This is a genomic window from Pseudomonas sp. BF-RE-21 (assembly GCF_019947305.1).
Taxonomy (GTDB): Bacteria; Pseudomonadota; Gammaproteobacteria; order Pseudomonadales; family Pseudomonadaceae; genus Aquipseudomonas; species Aquipseudomonas migulae.
In genome coordinates, this window is sequence record NZ_JAGYGF010000009.1 from 16,095 (window position 1) to 35,934 (window position 19,840).

General features: G+C 59.2%; 18 protein-coding genes and 1 tRNA gene. 9 read left to right on the plus strand and 10 right to left on the minus strand.

Annotation, left to right across the window (positions count from 1 at the left end; translation table 11 throughout):
* Nucleotides 1-9 precede the first annotated feature (9 nt).
* Together KGB25_RS09065 and KGB25_RS09070 are read right to left on the minus strand one after the other, a co-directional pair.
* Nucleotides 10-1,701 carry a copper resistance system multicopper oxidase gene (locus KGB25_RS09065; protein ID WP_223434805.1) on the minus strand — a complete coding sequence of 564 codons (1,692 nt, stop codon included), beginning with the start codon at nucleotides 1,699-1,701 and terminating at the stop codon, nucleotides 10-12.
* A 115-nt stretch (nucleotides 1,702-1,816) separates the two neighbouring features.
* The gene (locus KGB25_RS09070) at nucleotides 1,817-2,521 is read right to left on the minus strand and encodes a murein L,D-transpeptidase catalytic domain family protein (RefSeq protein ID WP_223434806.1); all 705 of its coding nucleotides are present in this window, start codon (nucleotides 2,519-2,521) and stop codon (nucleotides 1,817-1,819) included.
* A gap of 81 nt (nucleotides 2,522-2,602) precedes the next feature.
* Here KGB25_RS09070 and KGB25_RS09075 point away from each other — a divergent pair, with 81 nt between their 5' ends.
* Complete coding sequence (locus tag KGB25_RS09075) at nucleotides 2,603-4,348, plus strand: murein L,D-transpeptidase (protein WP_223434807.1); 1,746 nt, start codon at nucleotides 2,603-2,605, stop codon at nucleotides 4,346-4,348.
* 135 nt (nucleotides 4,349-4,483) lie between these two features.
* Nucleotides 4,484-5,275, plus strand: a complete 792-nt coding sequence (locus KGB25_RS09080) for a lipopolysaccharide biosynthesis protein (protein ID WP_223434863.1) — start codon at nucleotides 4,484-4,486, stop codon at nucleotides 5,273-5,275.
* 104 nt (nucleotides 5,276-5,379) lie between these two features.
* Here the strand turns inward: KGB25_RS09080 and KGB25_RS09085 are convergent, their stop codons facing one another.
* Nucleotides 5,380-6,222 (minus strand): LysR substrate-binding domain-containing protein, encoded by an 843-nt coding sequence (locus tag KGB25_RS09085; protein WP_008037666.1) that lies wholly within the window; start codon nucleotides 6,220-6,222, stop codon nucleotides 5,380-5,382.
* 107 nt (nucleotides 6,223-6,329) lie between these two features.
* Between KGB25_RS09085 and KGB25_RS09090 the strand changes: the two genes are divergently transcribed.
* The 3 genes from KGB25_RS09090 (at nucleotide 6,330) to KGB25_RS09100 (ending at nucleotide 9,478) form a co-directional block, all read left to right on the plus strand.
* Nucleotides 6,330-7,034, plus strand: coding sequence for a haloacid dehalogenase type II (locus KGB25_RS09090; RefSeq protein ID WP_223434808.1), 705 nt, complete (start codon nucleotides 6,330-6,332; stop codon nucleotides 7,032-7,034).
* A 16-nt stretch (nucleotides 7,035-7,050) separates the two neighbouring features.
* Nucleotides 7,051-7,842, plus strand: coding sequence for an aldolase (locus KGB25_RS09095; RefSeq protein WP_207285117.1), 792 nt, complete (start codon nucleotides 7,051-7,053; stop codon nucleotides 7,840-7,842).
* Nucleotides 7,843-7,906: 64 nt separating this feature from the next.
* Nucleotides 7,907-9,478: a GGDEF domain-containing protein gene (locus KGB25_RS09100; protein ID WP_223434809.1), complete on the plus strand. Its 1,572-nt coding sequence runs from the start codon at nucleotides 7,907-7,909 to the stop codon at nucleotides 9,476-9,478.
* 30 nt (nucleotides 9,479-9,508) lie between these two features.
* Here KGB25_RS09100 and KGB25_RS09105 read toward each other — a convergent pair whose 3' ends face one another.
* Nucleotides 9,509-10,096: a GNAT family N-acetyltransferase gene (locus KGB25_RS09105; protein WP_192416868.1), complete on the minus strand. Its 588-nt coding sequence runs from the start codon at nucleotides 10,094-10,096 to the stop codon at nucleotides 9,509-9,511.
* Between the two features lie 133 nt (nucleotides 10,097-10,229).
* Between KGB25_RS09105 and KGB25_RS09110 the strand changes: the two genes are divergently transcribed.
* Nucleotides 10,230-11,057, plus strand: a complete 828-nt coding sequence (locus KGB25_RS09110) for an arylamine N-acetyltransferase family protein (protein ID WP_223434810.1) — start codon at nucleotides 10,230-10,232, stop codon at nucleotides 11,055-11,057.
* Nucleotide 11,058: 1 nt separating this feature from the next.
* Here KGB25_RS09110 and KGB25_RS09115 read toward each other — a convergent pair whose 3' ends face one another.
* On the minus strand, nucleotides 11,059-11,391 hold the full coding sequence (locus KGB25_RS09115; protein ID WP_223434811.1) for a BrnA antitoxin family protein: 333 nt from the start codon (nucleotides 11,389-11,391) through the stop codon (nucleotides 11,059-11,061).
* A gap of 3 nt (nucleotides 11,392-11,394) precedes the next feature.
* Nucleotides 11,395-11,676, minus strand: a complete 282-nt coding sequence (locus KGB25_RS09120; protein WP_008037659.1) for a BrnT family toxin — start codon at nucleotides 11,674-11,676, stop codon at nucleotides 11,395-11,397.
* Between the two features lie 256 nt (nucleotides 11,677-11,932).
* Between KGB25_RS09120 and KGB25_RS09125 the strand changes: the two genes are divergently transcribed.
* Entirely contained in the window at nucleotides 11,933-13,450 is a 1,518-nt protein-coding gene (locus tag KGB25_RS09125) for a nucleobase:cation symporter-2 family protein (RefSeq protein WP_192226334.1), read from the plus strand.
* 212 nt (nucleotides 13,451-13,662) lie between these two features.
* Here KGB25_RS09125 and KGB25_RS09130 read toward each other — a convergent pair.
* Nucleotides 13,663-13,738 (minus strand) — tRNA-Asn (locus KGB25_RS09130).
* A gap of 227 nt (nucleotides 13,739-13,965) precedes the next feature.
* On the opposite strand from KGB25_RS09130, the gene KGB25_RS09135 reads away from it, so the two are divergent.
* The gene (locus tag KGB25_RS09135; protein WP_008007186.1) at nucleotides 13,966-14,196 is read left to right on the plus strand and encodes a hypothetical protein; all 231 of its coding nucleotides are present in this window, start codon (nucleotides 13,966-13,968) and stop codon (nucleotides 14,194-14,196) included.
* Here KGB25_RS09135 and KGB25_RS09140 read toward each other — a convergent pair.
* A complete protein-coding gene (locus KGB25_RS09140) occupies nucleotides 14,193-14,402 on the minus strand; it encodes a hypothetical protein (protein WP_223434812.1) in 210 nt (69 codons plus the stop codon). The two genes, KGB25_RS09135 and KGB25_RS09140, sit on opposite strands and share 4 nt — an antisense overlap.
* 236 nt (nucleotides 14,403-14,638) lie before the next feature.
* Complete coding sequence (locus KGB25_RS09145; protein WP_008028323.1) at nucleotides 14,639-15,835, minus strand: amino acid aminotransferase; 1,197 nt, start codon at nucleotides 15,833-15,835, stop codon at nucleotides 14,639-14,641.
* A 338-nt stretch (nucleotides 15,836-16,173) separates the two neighbouring features.
* On the opposite strand from KGB25_RS09145, the gene uvrB reads away from it, so the two are divergent.
* Nucleotides 16,174-18,189, plus strand: coding sequence for an excinuclease ABC subunit UvrB (gene uvrB, locus KGB25_RS09150; protein WP_008037657.1), 2,016 nt, complete (start codon nucleotides 16,174-16,176; stop codon nucleotides 18,187-18,189).
* A gap of 131 nt (nucleotides 18,190-18,320) precedes the next feature.
* Here uvrB and KGB25_RS09155 read toward each other — a convergent pair whose 3' ends face one another.
* Nucleotides 18,321-19,811, minus strand: a complete 1,491-nt coding sequence (locus tag KGB25_RS09155; protein WP_223434864.1) for an MDR family MFS transporter — start codon at nucleotides 19,809-19,811, stop codon at nucleotides 18,321-18,323.
* Between the last annotated feature and the right edge of the window lie 29 nt (nucleotides 19,812-19,840).

The window sequence follows — 19,840 nt, forward strand, 5'->3', positions numbered from 1 at the left end:
GGTAGCGCCTCATTCTTCCACGCGAACTTCACGGAACATGCCCATTTCCATGTGGTACAGGAGGTGGCAGTGATAGGCCCAGCGGCCGAGTGCGTCGGCGGTCACCCGATAGCTGCGTCGGGAGCCGGGGGGCATGTCGATGGTGTGTTTGCGCACCATGAACTGGCCGTTTTCATCTTCGAGGTCGCTCCACATGCCGTGCAGGTGGATGGGGTGGGTCATCATCGTGTCGTTGACCAGCACGATGCGCACGCGCTCGCCGTACTTGAGGCGCAGCGGTTCGGCATCGGAGAATTTCACGCCGTTGAACGACCACGCGAACTTTTCCATGTGGCCGGTGAGGTGCAGTTCGAGGGTGCGGCCCGGGTCGCGGCCGTCCGGGTCTTCGAAGGTGCTGCGCAGGTCGGAATAGGTCAGGACGCGGCGGCCGTTGTTGCGCAAGCCAAGGCCGGGATCGTCGAGTTTCGGCGAGGTGCTCATGGCTTGCATGTCCACCAGCGGGTTGTCGTTTTCCGTCGCGGGATGCGCTTGCATGCCGGCCATAGCGCTGTGGTCCATGCCGGCCATGCTGCCGTGATCCATCCCGCCCATGCCCATGTCATCCATGGTCACCAACGGTCGTGGATCGAGTGCAGGCACAGGCGCGGACAAACCCGCCTTCATCGCCAGCGTGCCGCGCGCATAACCGGTGCGATCCATCGACTGGGCGAACACGGTGTAAGCGTCCTGCGTCGGCTCGACAATCACATCAAACGTCTCGGCCACGGCAATACGGAATTCGTCGACGCTCACCGGTTTGACATGCAGCCCGTCCGCCGCGACCACCGTCATTTTCAGGCCGGGAATACGCACGTCGAAGTAGGTCATGGCCGAACCGTTGATAAACCGCAGTCGCAGTTTTTCACCTGGCCGGAACACGCCCGTCCAGTTCGAGTCCGGCGCCTGGCCGTTCATTAAATAGGTGTAAGTGGCGCCGCTGACGTCGGCGAGGTCTGTGGGATTCATCTTCATTTCGGCCCACATCTTTCGATCGGCGACCGTGGCGGCCCAACCGTTTTTGCTGACGTCGTCGATGAAATCGCCCACGGTGCGCTTGTTGTAGTTGTAGTAATCGGATTGCTTTTTCAGGGTGTTCATCAGGCTGGCCGCATCTTCGTCGGTCCAGTCGGTCAGCATCACCACGTGATCGCGGTCGTACTCAAAGGGTTCCGGCTCCTTGGCGTCGATCACCAGCGGGCCGTAAACGCCGGACTGCTCCTGAAGGCCCGAATGGCTGTGATACCAGTAAGTGCCGTTCTGCCGGACCTGAAATTGATAGACGTACACGCCGCCCGGTTCGATGCCGTGAAAACTCAGGCCCGGCACGCCGTCCATGTTGGCCGGCAGCAAAATGCCGTGCCAGTGAATGGAGGTGGTTTCCTTGAGCCGGTTCTTCACCCGCAGCGTGACCGTGTCGCCTTCACGCCAGCGCAGCAGCGGGCCGGGAATGCCGCCATTGATGGTCATCGCGGTGCGCGGATTGCCGGTGATGTTGACCGGGGTTTCGCCGATGAACAGCTCGAAATCGCTGCCCGTGAGCATCTGCGGTTCGCCAGGGCGGGTGAGCGCCCACACAGGCGTGCGCCATAACCCGAGGCCGCCGAGCAATCCGCCCGCGGCCAGCCCCTTTACAAAGGTGCGTCTTGAAGTGTTGGAGTGCATGCCGTTTTTATTCCCGGTCCGTCAGTTGGGAGACAACTTGACGACGAGGCTAACGGGCGATGCCTTTCAGCAGACTGAGGCGGGGATTACAGTTTTGTCAGCTTCAACGCGGTGTTCAACGGTTGGTGGAAGGCTTGGCGGTCGACGCCACCGTTCTGCTACCGCAATTGATATAAGAAGACTTTTTCAGCCAGCGCTGATCCGGGTAGTACGAAAACAACAGTTGCCCGTCTTTCATCGAGTCAATCAGCTTGTGCGCAATCGCCGGCCGTACCGCCGGGCAACCGAGGCTGCGGCCAATCCGCCCGTTTGCCCGTGCAAGCACCGGGCTGACATAAGGCGCGCCATGAATGACGATCGCCCGGTCGAAGGCGTTGTCGTTGAAGCCCGGTTCGAGTCCTTCCATGCGCAACGAATAACCGTTCTGCCCGACGTAACTTGACTGCGTGCGATACAAGCCCAGGCTGGTGGCAAAGCTTTCGTTTTGATTGGAAAACTTGATCGCCATGTTCTCGCCGCTGTTGCGACCGTGGGCAACCAATTCGTGAAACAGTAATTTGCGCTGTTTAAGGTCAAACACCCAAAGGCGTTGTTCGGTGGAGGGCAGGGAGTAATCGATGACGGCAAGTCTTTGGACAGGTGCGGCACCTTGGGCCAAGCTGCATTGAGAGGCACGGACGGCCAGTGCAATCACCTTGGCGTTAGCGTTTGGAGCGGCTTTGACCAAAGCGGCTTCAAGTGAGTCGGCGTAGGCTGCCGTGACTGACGTTGAACTCAGCAGCAGGGCCGTAATTAGGAAGCCGAAGCGGTCTAGCGCCATATGCGTGTCTCATCATGATTGTTTCGAGTCTAGCAGCGAGAGCGCGGCTAGCCGGTGAATGCGGGAGATTAAGGATTATCCATGGGGCAGTTAACAAGGTTATTCGTCATAAGCCGTGTATTTTTTATGGGCTTTCTGATCAGCGGTGCAGCGATTGCGCAAACTTCGCCGATCGAGCAGTCATCTACATCTATCAACGCCAGTGAGGCTGCAGCGGATGACATCGTCGGTCAGACGATTCAAAGCATGCTGGCGCCGTTGGCCTCGGCGTTTCCGCCGCTGCTCACATCCCCCAGGCATCAACGGGTAGACGTCAACCGTGTGGTCATGGATTTCTATATGCATCGCAGCTATCGCGCAGCGTGGACACAAGACAGTGATGTCGCCCAGTTGCTGAAAAGCCTGGGCAACACGCAAGCGGATGGTCTGGAGCCGGCAGATTTTCATATTGATGAACTGGCCAAGGCACGAGCGTCGATGCAAACCCCGGCGCAGCGGGCGAGTTTCGATGTCGTCGCCACGCGCACATTCATCGCCGCGCTCCTGCAATTGCGGCGCGGCAAAGTCGACCCTTCGCGCCTGGACATTCATTGGAATTTCGACCCGGTCGGCGTCGATCCGCGTGAAGACGTGAACACCTTCTTCGCCGCCCTCGACAGCCATGACGTCGCCCGGGCATTCGCTCAAGCGCCACCGCAAGAAGCGGTTTATGGCAGCTTGCGCATGGGTTTGGCACAACTGCGCAAGGTCCGGGATGCGGGTGGCTGGCCGAAGGTTGCCGAAGACAAGTCGCTCAAACCTGGTATGGACGAACCTGCGGTCGCGCAGCTGCGAGCCCGTTTGGCGGCCGGTGGTTATCTGGCCCCGCAGTTGAAACCACGTAGCGACTACGACGCTGTCGTCACCGCGGCGGTCAAAAAGTATCAAGCCGAACAATACCTGGGCGCAGACGGTGTCGCCGGGGCGGCGACGCTCGCGGCGTTGAATGTGTCGGTTGAAGCGCGGATCGACCAGGTTCGGGTGAACATGGAGCGTGCGCGTTGGTTGCTGTACAAACTTCAGGGCACTTTTGTCATCGTTGACATAGCTGGTTACAAAGTTGCGCTCTACCGCGACGGCAAGCCGATCTGGCGTTCTCGGGTGCAAGTCGGCAAACCGTTTCGCAGTACGCCGGTGTTCCAGTCAGAGATTACTTACGTCACGTTCAACCCTACCTGGACCGTGCCCCCGACCATTCTGGTCAAGGACATGCTGCCCAAGATTCAGAAAAATCCCGGCTACCTTGCCGCCAACCGAATCAAGCCCATTGACCGTGAAGGGAACTTGCTCGACCCATCGACGGTCGATTGGTCCAACCCGCGCGGCGTTACGCTGCGACAGGATGCCGGGCCGGACAACTCGCTGGGCCAGGTCGTGATCCGGTTTCCCAATGAATACGCGATTTATCTGCACGACACGCCGCATCGCGAGTTGTTTGCTCAATCTCGCCGCGCCACCAGTTCAGGCTGCATCCGGGTCGAGAACCCGCTGCAGTTGGTGGAGCTGTTGTTCAACGATCCGGTGCATTGGAACAGCGCCGGGATCCAGGCGCAGTTGGCCAACGGCAAGACTGAAAACATCCGGCTTCCCGTCAAGGTGCCGGTGCTGTTGGCTTACTGGACGGTGGACCTGAGTAATGATGGTCGCGTGATGTTCAAGCCCGATGTCTACGGGTACGACTCTGCGGTTCTGCGGGGATTGAATCTGCGTTCGGAACTGCCTGCTCCGCAATGGCAGCAGGCAGGACCGCCTGCGCTGGCGGCCGGGCAAAAAAGCACTGGCGAGTAGCAGGGCGCCACAGTTGTTGAGGGCGGTTCCTGTTCATTCGGCGAAGCCAGTCCGCAGCGGCTGCAGCGACGCGGTTTGCGCCATGGTTGAAAACTACCACAATGAAAAAGACCCAAAGGAACAGGGACAGTGAAGATGGATGTTGTGCCAGAAAACTCGGTACCCATTGCAGGTTTGCCTCATGTGCATGACCTCGATGAGTGCCGCAACATTCAAAAAGGACCGGTGTTCATCATTGCCTCGGGGGCAACCGCCAAGGATTTTCCGCTGGAGCACTACGCAGACATTCCGATGATCACCATGAACGGGGCCATCTCGAAGTTCATCGGTACCGATATCAAGCCGTTCTTTTATGCCTGCACCGACATTGCCTTTTACCGGGAACAGCCCGAATTGCTGGCGGCGGGGATGCACCTCAGTGAGCGGGTTGCCGTGTGGGAAGAGCACATCCGGCGTTCGGCCGTCATGCCCGAAGGGGACCTGTACCTGCTGACCAAGGCGCCCAAGCTTTCCTGGAGTGACCTGGTCTTCAGGGGAGATAAGGAACTCATCAGAAGTCGCAGGCTTGGAAACGGTCGCAACAGAACCCTGGGGTTCAGCAAGAACCTCAAGCGCGGCTTTTTTGATGCGCGCACGGTGGCCTATCTGGCGCTGCAAATTGCCTACCACGCAGGTTTTAATAAGGTGTTTCTGGTGGGTGTCGACTTGAATCAGTCAGTGCGGCGTTTTTATGAAGAAGATGATGCCGACGCATCACCGTGCATGCTCGATCAGCATTTTTTTACGAGAATTCTGCCCTCGTTCAAAATCCTGTCGAAGTACGTCGTGAATGATGATTTTCAGGTTTACAACTTGTCCGGCTCTTCAAGGATTCCTGGCGAACTTATTCCCCGGGTGACGTTGGATGAAGTCGACAGGATGCTCTAAGGATTACCTGTGCTTCATGAATGTGGGTGCTCTTGAGGCACCCGTTTTTTTGCGCGAGCTTCAACCGGTGTCAACCGTTCGGTACCTGCACGCAGTCTTCTTGCTCATGCCTTGCCCAGCTCCTCCTGCAAAAACGCCACCAAGGCACGTTGCAATCCAGTCAACGCGCCTTCCCGGCTGATCAGCGCCAACTCGGTCGGCGGCAGTTCGGGCAGATCGTTGCATACGCGATGCTCAGGCAACACCGCCGAAGCGGGCAGCACCGACACGCCCAACCCGGAGGCCACCGCCGCCTGAATGCCCGTCAGGCTGTGACTGCCAAACGCAACGCGCCAGGGCCGCTGCGCCACATCCAGCAGACGGATCGCCCGTTGCCGATAAATGCAGCCCTGTGGGAACAGGGCCAAGGGCAATACCCCGTTGGCCGAGTCGACCCCCGCACCCTTGACCCACACCAGCGTTTCCGGCCACGCCGCCCAGCAGGGGCCGCTGTCCGGTTCGCGTTTGACCAGGGCAATATCGAGGGTGCCCGCCGCGAGTTTTTGCTTGAGATCGGTGCTCATGCCGCTGACGGTTTCCAGGCGCGCTTCGGGCCTGGCCCGGTTGAATCCGGCAAGGATCACGGCCATGCGTCGGGCATCGAAATCTTCCGGTACGCCGATGCGCAGGATTTCCAGGTCGAGGTCGCTGGCCAAGGCTTCCACCGCCTCCGAGGACAGGGCCAGCAAGCGCCGTGCGTAGTGAATCAGCATCTCGCCATGCTCGGTCACGCTGATGTTCTGTCCGGTTCGGTCACGCAACAGCAGCGCATGCCCGACCAGTTCTTCGAGTTTGCGCACCTGTTGGCTTACCGTGGATTGGGTCCGGTGCACGCGTTCGGCGGCGCGGGTGAAGCTGCCTTCGTCCGCCACGCAAACGAAGGTCTTGAGCAATTCGAGATCGAGCATGGCGGCCTCTTGATATTCGATTTGTCACTGACAGATCGTTGTTAATTTAATTTCACACTATCACTGATCGCTCTTAACCTGAAGATCACCCTTCAGAGGAAACGAACATGACACTCACAATCACCCCGCGCCCCGAGTGGCTGACCTTCGATTGCTACGGCACGTTGATTCAGTGGGATGAGGGCTTGAAAGCCGTGGTGGCGGACATCTTGCGCGACAAGGGGGATCACAGCGTTGATGTCGATCGTCTGATCGAGGTGTACGACCGGCATGAACACCGGCTGGAACAGATGCCGCCGCATCGCTCGTTCCGTGAGTTGAGCACTGGCGGGTTGCATCTCGCCCTGGAAGAACTGGCGTTGGCGAGCGCCCCCGAAGACAGCCTGCGCCTGGCCGCGGCGATCCCGCGGATGCCGCCGTTTCCGGAAGTGATCGAGACGCTCGCCCGGCTCAAGGCGATGGGCTTTAAGTTGTGCATTGTGTCCAATACTGATGACGACATCATCGCCGGCAACGTTGCGCAACTGGGCGGGCACATCGATCGGGTGATCACGGCGCAGCAGGCCGGTGCTTACAAGCCGAATCCGCGACTGTTCGACTACGCTCACGAGCAACTGGGCGTGACACGTGATCAAGTGGTGCACATCTGCGCCAGCCCGACGCTGGACCACACCGCCGCGCGGGACATGCACTTTCGCTGCGTGTGGGTCGATCGCGGCACCGGTCGGCAATTGCTGCCGGACTACCAGCCCGATGCGACAGTAAACACGCTGGATCAAGTCGTGCCCTTGTTCAAATCCCTTGGCTGGTAAAACCGGAGTCATTGCCATGGCACACACCCTTGCAGGTGGTTCCCGTCCCACCCGTTACACCGAGCTGAATCTGGATTCGCAGGCGGCCATCACCGCGCGCACGGAGCTGGCAGCGTGCTTCCAGCTCGCGGCACTGCACGGTCTGGAGGAGGGGATCTGCAACCACTTTTCCGCGATGGTGCCGGGCCGGGATGATCTGTTTTTTGTGAACCCCTACGGTTATGCCTTCGAAGAAGTCAGCGCTGAAAATCTTCTGGTTTGCGACTTTCACGGCAATGTCGTGGCCGGCGAAGGGCAGCCAGAAGCGACCGCGTTTTACATTCACGCCCGCCTGCACCAACAGCTGCCAAGGCTGAAAGTGGCGTTCCATACGCACATGCCTCACGCCACGGCGTTATGTTTGCTGCAAGGCCCACCGCTGTTGTGGCTGGGGCAGACGGCATTGAAATTTTACGGCCGCACGGCGGTGGACGAGGACTACAACGGCCTGGCCCTCGATGAATCCGAAGGCGACCGGATCGCCAGTGTCATGGGCAATGCCGACATTCTGTTTCTGAAAAACCACGGTGTGATTGTCGCCGGACCGACCATTGCCGAGGCGTGGGACGATCTGTATTACCTCGAACGTGCCGCCCAGGTGCAACTGATGGCGATGGCGACCCAGCGCGATCTCAAGCCTGTGCCCGAGCCGATTGCCCGACGCGCCTACGAACAAATGCGCCTGGGGGATGCCGAAAGCGCGCGGGCGCATTTGCACAGTGCGATGCGCAGACTGTCCAAAGGACGATTGCCCCTCACTACGGCGTAGACTAAGCTCGCAAAATATAAGGGTTTTGGGCCTTCGCCCATGCCTTACCCTTGCAGGATGAGCTTTGCCTAATCTCCAAAACGACCCGCACATCGCCACTGGCGTTGCTTTGAAACGGTTACCGCTGCGCAAGGCAGCGATGCTGTTCATTGCTGTGGTGTACCTGTGCCTGTGCGGTTTGCTTTACCTGCAACTGGAGCAATCGCGCCGGCACGATCTGGCCGTGGCCGAAGTGGCGTCATCGAACCTGACGCGAGCCATGGCGCAGCAAGCCGAAGACACCTTCATGAAAGCCGACCTGGTGTTGACCAGTCTGGTTGACTGGATTCAGGCCGATGGCTACGGTCCGCCGCAGCGCCCACGTCTTCAGAAAACGTTCGCCCAGCGGGTGCAGGCGCTGAATCAATTGCACGGGATCTTGCTGTTTGACCAGAAGGGCCAGTGGATCGTGACCTCTTTTGCGGATCTGCCTCGTGGTCGAGGCGTGGCGGACCGCGAATACTTTATGTATCACCAGCAGAACGTATCGTCCGTGGCGCACATCGGGCCGGCCATTCGCAGTCGTGAGAATGGCGAGTGGATCATTCCCGTCTCCAAGCGCATCAACGATAAAAACGGCCATTTCCAGGGCGTGTTGCTGGCCGGCATCAAGATGTCCTACTTCGACCAGTTCTTCAAAAGCTTCAGCCTTGATGACAATGGCTCGATGTTTTTGGGGCTGACCGACGGGACGTTGCTGGCGCGCCGGCCGTTTGTCGAAGCGCAGATTGGCTCGTCGTTGGCCAATGGCGAGATCTTTCAGACGTTGCTGCCCAACGCGCCCTCCGGCAATGCAACGTTCCGTTCGGTGGTCGACGGCACCGTGCGGTTGTATGGCTACCGACAGCTCGACGCCTATCCGCTGGTGGTGTCGGCGGCATCGTCCAGGGATTCGATTCTCAAGGGTTGGTACGACACTGCGTTTCGATCCAGCGTCATCGTTGCCCTTGTCGTGCTGGGCATTGGCTTGTTCGGCTGGGTGTTCGTGCGCCAGGTTCGCCTCGGCGAGCAGGTCGAGGCGGATTTGCGCAAGGCCAAGGAGGCGCTGAAGCTCATCGCGACCCACGACAGCCTGACCGGCCTGGCCAATCGCCGACTGTTCGAGCAGGCGTTGGACATCGAGTTCGGCCGTGGCATCCGTCAGTCGAGCTCATTGAGCCTGATCATGCTCGATATCGATTACTTCAAGCGCTACAACGACGCTTATGGCCACGTGGCGGGGGACCATTGCCTGGCACAAGTGGCACGGGCGGTGAAGAGTTGCTGCCATCGAAAAGCCGATCTGGCGGTGCGGTACGGTGGTGAGGAGTTCGCAGTGTTGCTGCCGGATACCGATATTCACGGTGCGATGGTCATTGCCGAGCATATCCGTCGCGCCGTCATGGCCAAAAACATCAGCCACAGCGGTTCGCCCAACGGTTTCGTCACGGTCAGCCTTGGCTGCTATTCGTTTGTGCCCACGCGGCTGGACAGCACCGAAGTGTTCATCGGGCGTGCGGACGCCGCCTTGTATCAGGCCAAGCATTCAGGGCGAAACCGTTCGGCGGTGCTGTCCATCGACGGCGGGATCGAGGAGTTGATGCGCTCGGATCGTTAAGACGACTCAGGCGCGAGCGGTCTGTGCGGATTAGCGAAGGCTGTAGTCGGCAAGTTTTTGTTCGAGCCGCTGACGTACCATCGGCCATTCATCATCGATGATGCTGAACCGCACCGAGTTGCGCTTGCGTCCGTCCGGCATGATCCGTTCGTGACGCACGATACCTTCCTGTTGCGCGCCGAGCCTGAGGATTGCGTTGCGCGACTTCTGATTGTTCTCGTCGGTGGTGAACTGCACCCGCACGCAGTCCAGTACGTCGAAGGCGTGGCGCAGCATCAGGTATTTGGCTTCGGTGTTGACGAAGGTTTTTTGCCAGCGGGCCGAGATCCAGCTGCTGCCGATTTCGAGCTTGCGATTGAGTCGGTCGATTTTCCAGAAGCGCGTCGAACCGATGACCTCGCCGGTGTCCTTGAGCACGATGACGTAGGGCAGAACAGTGCCTGCATCCCGGCCGTCGAGGGCTTTTTTCAGGTAGCTGTGCACCGTGGTCGGGGAGGGCACGACGGTGACAGTCAGGTTCCACAGTTCGCCATCTTCGGCGGCGTGTACCAGCGCATCGGCATCGGCGTATTGCAGTGGGCGCAGGCAGATTCTGTTGCCTTCCAGCGGTGTTTCCATGGCGTCGGTTTTCTCGGTTGATTTTTCGGTCGTGTGGCGATTGGCGAAATCAATTGTCGGTTATACCGTTTTATCCCTTATACATGGCGGCCATCGGCGCAGAGATCTGCAGCCACTGCATAAGGACCGAGCAATGAGCGAGCCACGCCTGAGCAATCTTGCGTTGTACCTGCAACGCCTGGGCTTCGATGCGCCACCGGCGCCGACCTTGGACACCCTGCGTCAACTGCAACTGCGTCACACCGGCGCATTCCCGTTTGAAAACCTCACCACGCTGTCAGGCGAGCCAGTGCTCATCGATCTGCCGTCCATCGAGCAAAAAGTCCTGCACGATGGTCGTGGTGGTTACTGCTACGAACTGAACAATCTGTTTCTGGCGCTGCTTCAGGCGCTGGGCTTCAACGCTCGTAGTATCTCCGGCCGAGTGGTCATGGGCCAACCCGAGGGCGCGTGGACGGCGCGGACACACCGCTTGAGCCTGGTCACCCTGGATGACGTGCGCTACATCACCGATGTCGGCTTCGGCGGCATGGTGCCTACGGCACCGCTGCTGCTCGATACCCCGGCCGAACAGCGCACGCCCCACGAACCCTATCGCATCGAGCAACATGCCGATGGCTACACCTTGCGCGCCAACGTTGCCGGTGAGTGGCGGGCGATGTACATCTTCGACCTGCAACGGCAGGAAGACATCGATTTCGCCGTAGGCAACTGGTACGTCTCGACCCATCCTGAATCGTCTTTTGCCAGGCAACTGATGGTGGCGCGAACGGGAGAAGGCTGGCGGCGCACGCTCAACAACGGCAGTTTTGCGATTCACCGGATGGGCGGCGAGAGCGAACGTCGGCAGGTGACGGATGTGGATGAGCTGGTCGGATTGCTGGGGCGCGAGTTCGGGATTCGGGTGCCGGAGCACGCAACGCTCAAACAAGTGCTTGCGCGGTTGATCGTGGCGGCGTAGCTCAAGGCTTCATCACGCGATGAATTTCACTGAGCACCTCCGATAGTTTTTTCTCCAGGCTTTTTAGCTCGGCGGCCGTTATCCCTTCTTTGAAATGTCCGGCATTTACAACAGCGGTGTTCGGGATGGCCCCTGCGCTCTTGCTTCCATCTTCGAGCAAGGCCTTGCGCAAGGTGTTGTTGATCACCGTCTGATAACCGAAACCTTCGCTCTCGGCGGCGAGGCGCGCCGCGTCTAACACGACATCGTCGAGCATGATGGTGATGCGGGTTTTGCCTTTGCTCGAGGCAACCGCTCCGCGTTTGGCGTTGCTGAAATCGTATTCGTCTTTCATGGTTCAAGCCTCCAGATATCGGCGCCGTTCATTTTTGGTAGCGACGCGCGCGGAAATGATTCGAACGAAATTCGGCTCGCGCCAGGTGTACGCAACGACCAACAATCGACCTTTGGCATCCAGCCCCATGATGATCCACCGCTGCTCATCGTGATGGTTGTCCTCCAGCGAGAGGGCTCTCTCGTCATAAAACACGGCCTCGGTCTCCGCGAGGCTGATCCCTTGGTGCTTTAATTTGTTAGCTGCGTTCTTTGCCTTGTGAAACTGAATCTCGAATGACTTCATTATGCATACTTTATATGTATAAGCGAGAGGCGTCCGTGCCGGCGGTCGCTTGGAATGCCAAAGACTAGCGGGCGGGGGAGAAGGCGCAGGAAGGATGTATTTCAAATGTTTTTTTGGAGGGGGAAACAGCGCAGGGAAAGGACTGCATGGACACATGTCCATAATCTGACTGATGAGTTGTATACAACTCTATAGACATTTGTCCTGAGTCTTGCATACAGTGTGCGCATAACAAAAACCAGGGAACCCCCCAACCATGAAAACGCCCCATGTTTCACACCAACGGCCTGAGGACGAAAACCTCGGTGTCGGCGCGAATATGGCTTACGGCCTGCAACACGTTCTGACCATGTACGGCGGCATTGTCGCGGTGCCTTTGATCATCGGCCAGGCGGCCGGGCTCTCGCCGGCGGACATCGGTTTGTTGATTGCTGCTTCATTGTTTGCGGGGGGCTTGGCAACATTGCTGCAGACCCTCGGTTTACCGTTTTTCGGTTGTCAGTTGCCGCTGGTGCAGGGCGTGTCCTTCTCGGGCGTCGCGACGATGGTGGCGATTGTCAGCAGTGGCGGGGAGGGCGGGTTTCAGTCGATTCTGGGTGCGGTGATTGCCGCGTCGTTGATCGGTTTGCTGATCACGCCGGTGTTCTCGCGAATCACCAAGTTTTTCCCGCCGCTGGTGACGGGCATCGTGATCACCACCATCGGCCTGACGCTGATGCCGGTGGCCGCGCGCTGGGCCATGGGTGGCAACAGCCATGCGCCGGATTTCGGCAGCATGGCGAACATCGGCCTGGCAGCGGTAACGCTGGTGCTGGTGTTGTTGCTGAGCAAGATCGGCAGCGCGACCATCTCCCGGTTGTCGATTCTGCTGGCCATGGTCATCGGCACGCTCATCGCGGTATTCCTCGGTATGGCGGACTTCTCGTCCGTCACCCAGGGCCCGATGTTCGGCTTCCCCACGCCATTCCACTTCGGCATGCCGACCTTCCACTTCGCTGCGATCCTGTCGATGTGCATCGTGGTCATGGTGACGCTGGTCGAAACCTCGGCGGACATCCTCGCGGTCGGTGAAATCATCGACACCAAAGTTGACTCCAAGCGTCTGGGCAACGGTCTGCGCGCCGACATGCTGTCGAGCATGATCGCGCCGATCTTCGGTTCTTTCACCCAGAGTGCGTTCGCCCAGAACGTCGGGCTGGTGGCGGTGACCGGGATCAAGAGCCGTTTCGTGGTGGCCACCGGTGGCTTGTTTCTGGTGATCCTCGGCCTGCTGCCCTTCATGGGGCGGGTCATCGCCGCGGTACCGACCTCCGTGCTCGGCGGCGCCGGGATCGTGCTGTTCGGCACCGTGGCGGCCAGCGGAATTCGCACGCTGTCCAAGGTCGACTACCGCAACAACGTCAATCTGATCATCGTCGCCACGTCCATCGGTTTCGGCATGATCCCCATTGCCGCGCCGAACTTTTACGACCACTTCCCAAGCTGGTTCGCGACGATCTTCCACTCGGGCATCAGCTCCTCGGCAATCATGGCCATCGTGCTGAACCTGGCCTTCAACCACCTCACTGCCGGCAACTCGGATCAGCAGTCGGTGTTTGCTGCCGGTACTGAGCGAGTCCTGCGCTATCAGGATCTGGCAGCGCTGCGCGAAGGGGATTACTTCAGCGAAGGCAAGTTGCATGACTGCGACGGGAAGGAGATCCCGGTGATAGAGACGGATCATGGGCATGGCGAGCCGAAGGCGGTGCATGTCAAAAGCAGTGAACATGTCTGAATAAAAAAGGCGCCCCCAGGGGCGCCTTTTTACATGACATGACCCCGTACTGTAGGAGCCGGCTTGCCGGCGATGGCGGCCTTGAGAACGATGCATTATTCAAGGCCCTCATCGCCGGCAAGCCGGCTCCTACAGGTCTTAAGTCATCTTTTCCACCGCCCACAAAAAAGCCCCTGAACCTTTCGATTCAGGGGCTTTTCTATCTTGCTGTCTGGCTCCACGACCTGGACTCGAACCAGGGACCCAGTGATTAACAGTCACTTGCTCTACCAACTGAGCTATCGCGGAATGGCGTGTATGTTACTGATTCAAAAAGAGAAGTCAAGCACCTGTTGGCAATTTGAGCGATTCGTCGGGACGGACGGCGGTTTATCGGCGATTGGCGGTTACCAGAATCGCACCAGAGGTCTACCATGGCCGCCCGGAAGTGGTGACACGCGCTGCCGGCCATTCGCCGAAAAGGTACGCGCCATGAATCACCCAACCCTCACACTTCGCCACAACGAGGTGTTCGCATGAGCATCGCTCAGATCAGCCTGCCCAAAGGCGTCGGTCCGCACGCCGAAAAACTGTTCGACGCAATCACTCAGGCCAGCACCGCTGACGAATTGAATCGCGCTGGCGGCAAGGCCGAAGGTTTTGTCCTGGGCCTGGAAAGCACCAAGGCCATCAAAAGCCAGGTCGCCGAGTCGCTGTACGTCGCTTATGACGATGCAGCCAGCCAACGCGCGACCGAACTGGCTTAACCGCCGAACGTAATGGTGGCGAGCATCAGTTTGGCGTACAGCAGTGTCGCGCCCAGTTGAACCAGCCACAGCGCCAGGCCGCCAAGAAAGACCCCCGCAGCCACTTGCAGCACCAGATTGTTGTCGCGTTTGGCCGGGGTGCGGGGGATGAAGTCATTCAGGTCATCCAGGTCATCGCGCTCAGCGCGCAGGTCATCGTTTTTCATATCGGCTCACATCGAATCCGGTGGTGTACACAAACCTTGTAGGAGCCGGCTTGCCGGCGATAGCGGTGGATCAGTCAACTTATCTATTGGCTGGACGGACGCTATCGCCAGCAAGCCGGCTCCTACAGGGTAGATGTGTGCAGTCTAGAGGGCTTGGTTGGCGGGTTGAGAATTATCTGCGGTCAATAAAAAACGGGAAGCCCAAGGGCTTCCCGTTTTTTGTATCACCGCACGACTCAGATCACCGCAACGATGGCCTTGGTCACCACGTCGATGTTGCTCTGGTTCAGCGCGGCAACGCAGATGCGGCCGGTGTCCAGGGCGTAGATGCCGAACTCGCTGCGCAGACGGGTCACTTGCTCAACCGTCAGGCCGGAGTAGGAGAACATGCCGCGCTGACGACCGACAAAGCTGAAATCGCGCTGAGGAGCCTGTTTCGCCAGCAGGTCAACCATCTGGGTGCGCATGCCGCGAATCCGCAGGCGCATTTCGGCCAGTTCTTCTTCCCACTGGGCGCGCAGTTCCGGGCTGTTCAATACAGCGGCAACGATGCTTGCACCGTGGGTCGGCGGGTTGGAGTAGTTGGTGCGGATCACGCGCTTGACCTGCGAAAGCACGCGCGCGCTTTCTTCTTTCGATTCGCTGACGATCGACAGGGCGCCAACGCGCTCGCCGTACAGCGAGAACGATTTGGAGAACGAGCTGGAGACGAAGAAAGTCAGGCCCGACTCAGCGAACAGACGCACGGCTGCGGCGTCTTCGTCGATGCCATCGCCAAAGCCCTGGTAGGCCATGTCGAGGAACGGCACGTGACCTTTGGCTTTCACCACCTCCAGAACGTTTTTCCAGTCCGCCGGGCTCAGGTCAACACCGGTCGGGTTGTGGCAGCAGGCGTGCAGCACGACGATCGAGCCGGACGGCAGGGCGTTCAGGTCTTCCAGCAGGCCGGTACGGTTAACGTCGTGGGTCGCGGCGTCGTAGTAACGATAGTTCTGCACCGGGAAACCAGCGGTTTCGAACAGCGCGCGGTGGTTTTCCCAGCTCGGGTCGCTGATCGCCACGACGGCGTTCGGCAGCAGTTGCTTGAGGAAGTCGGCACCGATTTTCAGCGCGCCAGTACCGCCAACGGCCTGAGTGGTGATGACGCGGCCAGCAGCGATCAGCGGCGAGTCATTGCCAAACAGCAGTTTTTGCACGGCCTGGTCGTAGGCAGCGATGCCGTCGATCGGCAAGTAGCCACGGGAAGCGTGTTGAGCGACGCGAATCGTCTCGGCTTCGACAACGGCGCGCAGGAGTGGAATTCGCCCCTCCTCGTTGCAGTAAACACCGACCCCCAGGTTGACCTTGTTGGTACGGGTATCGGCGTTGAATGCTTCGTTGAGGCCCAGGATTGGATCGCGTGGTGCCATTTCGACAGCGGAGAACAGGCTCATTTTTGCGGCGGCTCTGAATGGAGTGTGGAGGGACGTGTCGCGCTCCAGCCGAATGCACTAGAGCGGTGCACAAACGGGGAGCTAGTATAGAGGTCATCCGCGATTGATGGCGACAGTCGATTCGGCTTTTACCGTAAGTTTTTCCGATTATTTTTCGACCGTTAGTCGATTGACCGCGTCAGAGGCTTCAAGGGATGTAGGACGTTTGCCTTGAAAGAGAGGGCAATCGACTCCACATTGAGCACAATCCAGTTTTTTCCTCGGGCGACGTCGGTCGTTTGCGGTCTTTCTCGTTCCTGTCCGGTTTGACCGCGTACGGGTGAACCCAGAGGTATTTCATGTCTGAATTCCAGCTAGTCACCCGCTTCGAGCCCGCCGGCGACCAGCCGGAAGCCATCCGCCTGATGGTCGAGGGCATCGAAGCCGGGCTGGCGCACCAGACGTTGCTCGGTGTGACCGGTTCGGGCAAGACGTTCAGCATCGCCAACGTTATCGCCCAGGTTCAGCGCCCGACGCTGGTGCTGGCGCCGAACAAGACCCTGGCCGCGCAGTTGTACGGCGAATTCAAGGCGTTTTTCCCTAACAACGCTGTCGAGTATTTCGTTTCCTACTACGACTACTACCAGCCTGAAGCGTATGTGCCGTCCTCGGACACCTTCATCGAGAAAGACGCCTCGATCAACGATCACATCGAGCAAATGCGACTCTCGGCGACCAAAGCGCTGCTGGAGCGCAAGGACGCGATCATCGTCACCACGGTGTCGTGCATCTACGGTCTGGGCAGTCCGGAAACCTATTTGAAAATGGTGTTGCACGTGGATCGTGGCGACAAGCTCGATCAGCGCGCCTTGCTGCGTCGTCTCGCCGATCTGCAATACACCCGCAACGACATGGATTTCGCCCGTGCGACCTTCCGCGTGCGCGGTGATGTGATCGATATCCACCCGGCAGAATCCGATTTCGAAGCGATCCGTATCGAGCTGTTCGACGACGAAGTCGAGAGCCTGTCGGCCTTCGATCCGCTGACGGGGGAGGTGATTCGCAAGCTGCCGCGTTTCACCTTCTACCCGAAAAGCCACTACGTGACTCCGCGAGAAACCCTGCTCGATGCCATCGAGGGGATCAAGGTCGAGTTGCAGGAGCGCCTGGAATACTTGCGCTCCAACAACAAACTGGTGGAAGCGCAGCGCCTCGAACAACGTACCCGTTTCGACCTGGAGATGATTCTCGAACTGGGCTACTGCAACGGCATCGAAAACTATTCCCGCTACCTGTCGGGGCGCGATCCAGGTCAAGCGCCGCCGACCTTGTTCGATTACTTGCCGGCCGACGCCTTGCTGGTGATCGACGAATCCCACGTCAGCGTGCCGCAAGTCGGCGCCATGTATAAGGGCGACCGCTCACGCAAGGAAACGCTGGTGGAATACGGTTTCCGTCTGCCGTCAGCGCTGGACAACCGGCCAATGCGCTTCGACGAGTTCGAAGGCATCAGCCCGCAAACGATCTTTGTCTCGGCCACACCGGGCAACTACGAGGCGGAACACGCCGGTCGTGTCATTGATATGGTGGTGCGTCCGACCGGCCTGGTGGACCCGCAAATCGAAATCCGCCCGGCGTTGACCCAGGTCGACGATCTGCTTTCGGAAATCACCAAGCGCGCTGCAGTGGATGAGCGGGTATTGGTCACGACGCTGACCAAGCGCATGGCCGAGGACTTGACCGATTACCTGGCCGATCACGGCGTGCGCGTACGTTATCTGCACTCGGACATCGACACCGTGGAGCGCGTGGAAATCATCCGCGATTTGCGCCTCGGCACGTTTGATGTGCTGGTGGGGATCAACCTGTTGCGTGAAGGCCTGGACATGCCGGAAGTGTCCTTGGTGGCGATTCTCGATGCGGACAAGGAAGGCTTCCTGCGTTCCGAGCGCTCGCTGATCCAGACCATCGGTCGTGCGGCGCGTAACCTCAACGGTCGGGCGATTCTGTATGCGGATCGCATCACCGGTTCCATGGAGCGGGCGATCGGTGAAACCGAGCGTCGTCGCGACAAGCAGATCGCCTTCAACCTGGCCAACGGCATTACGCCGAAGGGTGTGTTCAAGGACGTTGCCGACATCATGGAAGGCGCCACCGTGCCGGGTTCGCGCAGCAAGAAGCGCAAAGGCATGGCCAAGGCTGCCGAGGAAAACGCCAAGTACGAAGCGGAATTGCGTTCGCCGGGCGAAGTCGCCAAGCGTATCAAGGCGCTGGAAGAGAAGATGTACCAGTTGGCTCGCGACCTGGAATTCGAAGCGGCGGCGCAGATGCGCGACGAGATTGCCAAGCTGCGGGAGCGGTTGATCGCGGTTTGAGATTTGTGGCGAGTATGCGGGCCTCTTCGCGGGCAAGCCTCGCTCCTACAGGTTTTGCATCGTTCACAAAATGGGTGGTCGATGCAAATCCTGTAGGAGCGAGGCTTGCCCGCGAAGGCAGCACCTCGGTCTCAATGTGCTTCCCCTGCCTTCAACCCCTCCGGCAACTGCTTGGTCAACAACACCGCAATCATGCTGATCCCCAGCGCAATCCCGACAAAATGAAACGCATCGTTGTAAGCCATGATCGACGCCTGCTGATGCGCAATCTCACTGAGCTTGCCCAGCGCCGCCGATTCACTGCCTAACCGGTCCGTCAGCGACGCCATGCGCTCGGCGACCTGCGGGTTGCTCGGCACAATCGATTCACGCAAATAATCAAAGTAGGTCTTGGTTCGCGCATCCAGCAACGTGGCGAGGAGGGCGATGCCAATGGCGCCGCCGAGGTTGCGCAGGATGTTGAACAGGCTCGACGCCGAGCCCGCGTCCTGCGGCAGGATGTACGCGGTGGCGATCAGCGAGATGGTCACCATGATCAGGGGCTGGCCGAGTGCGCGGATGATCTGGATCTGATTGAACTGCGGCCCGGCGAAATCCGGGTTCAGCACCCCCGAGGAAAAACTCGCCAGGCCGAACAAGCCGAAGCCCAGGGTGCACAGCCATTTCGGCGAGATGACCTTCATCAACTTCGGCACCAGCGGGATCAGGAACAGCTGCGGCACGCCCATCCACATGATCACTTCGCCGATCTGCAGGGCGTTGTAGTTCTGGATCTGCGCCAGGTACAGCGGCAACAGAAAGATCGAACCGTACAACCCGACCCCCATTCCCAGGCTGGAAATACTCGATAAGCCGAAGTTGCGATTGCCCAGGATCCCGAGGTTGATCAGCGGATTGGGTTTGGAAAACTGCACGATCACAAAGGTGATCAGGCTGATCAGCGCGATGCTGCCCAGGGTCACGATCAGGTTTGATTCCAGCCAGTCCTTGCGATGGCCTTCCTCCAGAAAAACCTGCAGGCAGCCAAGGCCGATACCGAGCGTAAGAATCCCCATGTAGTCGGTGCTTTTCAGCAGTTCCCAGTGCGCTTCTTTTTTCTCCAGGCCATAGATCAGGCCGGCGATCATGATCAGGCCCGGCGGAATGTTGATGTAGAAGATGTATTCCCAGCCCCAGTTTTCCGTCAGCCAGCCGCCGAGCGTCGGGCCGATGGAGGGCGCGAACGTTGCGGTCATGGCGAACATGGCCATGCCTTTGGCGCGATGGTGTTCGGGAAGCTTGATCAGCGTCAGGGTGAACGCCAGCGGGATCAGCGCGCCGCCGGTGAAGCCTTGCAGTGCGCGGAAAATGATCATGCTTTCCAGGCTCCACGCCATCGAGCAGAGCAGGGACGAGGCAAGAAATCCAAGCGAAACCCACACCGCCAGACGGCGTGCGGACAGCAGTTGCACCAGCCACGCCGTGAGCGGAATCATGATGATTTCCGCGACCAGGTACGACGTGGAAATCCATGAGCCTTCTTCCAGCGTCGCCGACAGCGCGCCCTGAATGTCCTTGAGCGACGAGTTGGTGATCTGGATATCGAGCACCGCCATGAAGGCGCCGAGCATCACGCTCATCACGGCGATCCAGTCCCGCCGGGTCGGTTCGC

What these genes read in the sequence shown, in the direction of transcription:
- KGB25_RS09140 (WP_223434812.1), bottom strand. Translation starts at nt 14,402, where the DNA reads ATGAAAAACGATGACCTGCGCGCTGAGCGCGATGACCTGGATGACCTG.
- KGB25_RS09095 (WP_207285117.1), top strand. Translation starts at nt 7,051, where the DNA reads ATGGCACACACCCTTGCAGGTGGTTCCCGTCCCACCCGTTACACCGAG.
- KGB25_RS09065 (WP_223434805.1), bottom strand. Translation starts at nt 1,701, where the DNA reads ATGCACTCCAACACTTCAAGACGCACCTTTGTAAAGGGGCTGGCCGCG.
- KGB25_RS09070 (WP_223434806.1), bottom strand. Translation starts at nt 2,521, where the DNA reads ATGGCGCTAGACCGCTTCGGCTTCCTAATTACGGCCCTGCTGCTGAGT.
- KGB25_RS09080 (WP_223434863.1), top strand. Translation starts at nt 4,484, where the DNA reads ATGGATGTTGTGCCAGAAAACTCGGTACCCATTGCAGGTTTGCCTCAT.
- KGB25_RS09135 (WP_008007186.1), top strand. Translation starts at nt 13,966, where the DNA reads ATGAGCATCGCTCAGATCAGCCTGCCCAAAGGCGTCGGTCCGCACGCC.
- KGB25_RS09090 (WP_223434808.1), top strand. Translation starts at nt 6,330, where the DNA reads ATGACACTCACAATCACCCCGCGCCCCGAGTGGCTGACCTTCGATTGC.
- KGB25_RS09125 (WP_192226334.1), top strand. Translation starts at nt 11,933, where the DNA reads ATGAAAACGCCCCATGTTTCACACCAACGGCCTGAGGACGAAAACCTC.
- KGB25_RS09145 (WP_008028323.1), bottom strand. Translation starts at nt 15,835, where the DNA reads ATGAGCCTGTTCTCCGCTGTCGAAATGGCACCACGCGATCCAATCCTG.
- KGB25_RS09105 (WP_192416868.1), bottom strand. Translation starts at nt 10,096, where the DNA reads ATGGAAACACCGCTGGAAGGCAACAGAATCTGCCTGCGCCCACTGCAA.
- KGB25_RS09120 (WP_008037659.1), bottom strand. Translation starts at nt 11,676, where the DNA reads ATGAAGTCATTCGAGATTCAGTTTCACAAGGCAAAGAACGCAGCTAAC.
- KGB25_RS09110 (WP_223434810.1), top strand. Translation starts at nt 10,230, where the DNA reads ATGAGCGAGCCACGCCTGAGCAATCTTGCGTTGTACCTGCAACGCCTG.
- KGB25_RS09075 (WP_223434807.1), top strand. Translation starts at nt 2,603, where the DNA reads ATGGGGCAGTTAACAAGGTTATTCGTCATAAGCCGTGTATTTTTTATG.
- KGB25_RS09115 (WP_223434811.1), bottom strand. Translation starts at nt 11,391, where the DNA reads ATGAAAGACGAATACGATTTCAGCAACGCCAAACGCGGAGCGGTTGCC.
- uvrB (WP_008037657.1), top strand. Translation starts at nt 16,174, where the DNA reads ATGTCTGAATTCCAGCTAGTCACCCGCTTCGAGCCCGCCGGCGACCAG.
- KGB25_RS09085 (WP_008037666.1), bottom strand. Translation starts at nt 6,222, where the DNA reads ATGCTCGATCTCGAATTGCTCAAGACCTTCGTTTGCGTGGCGGACGAA.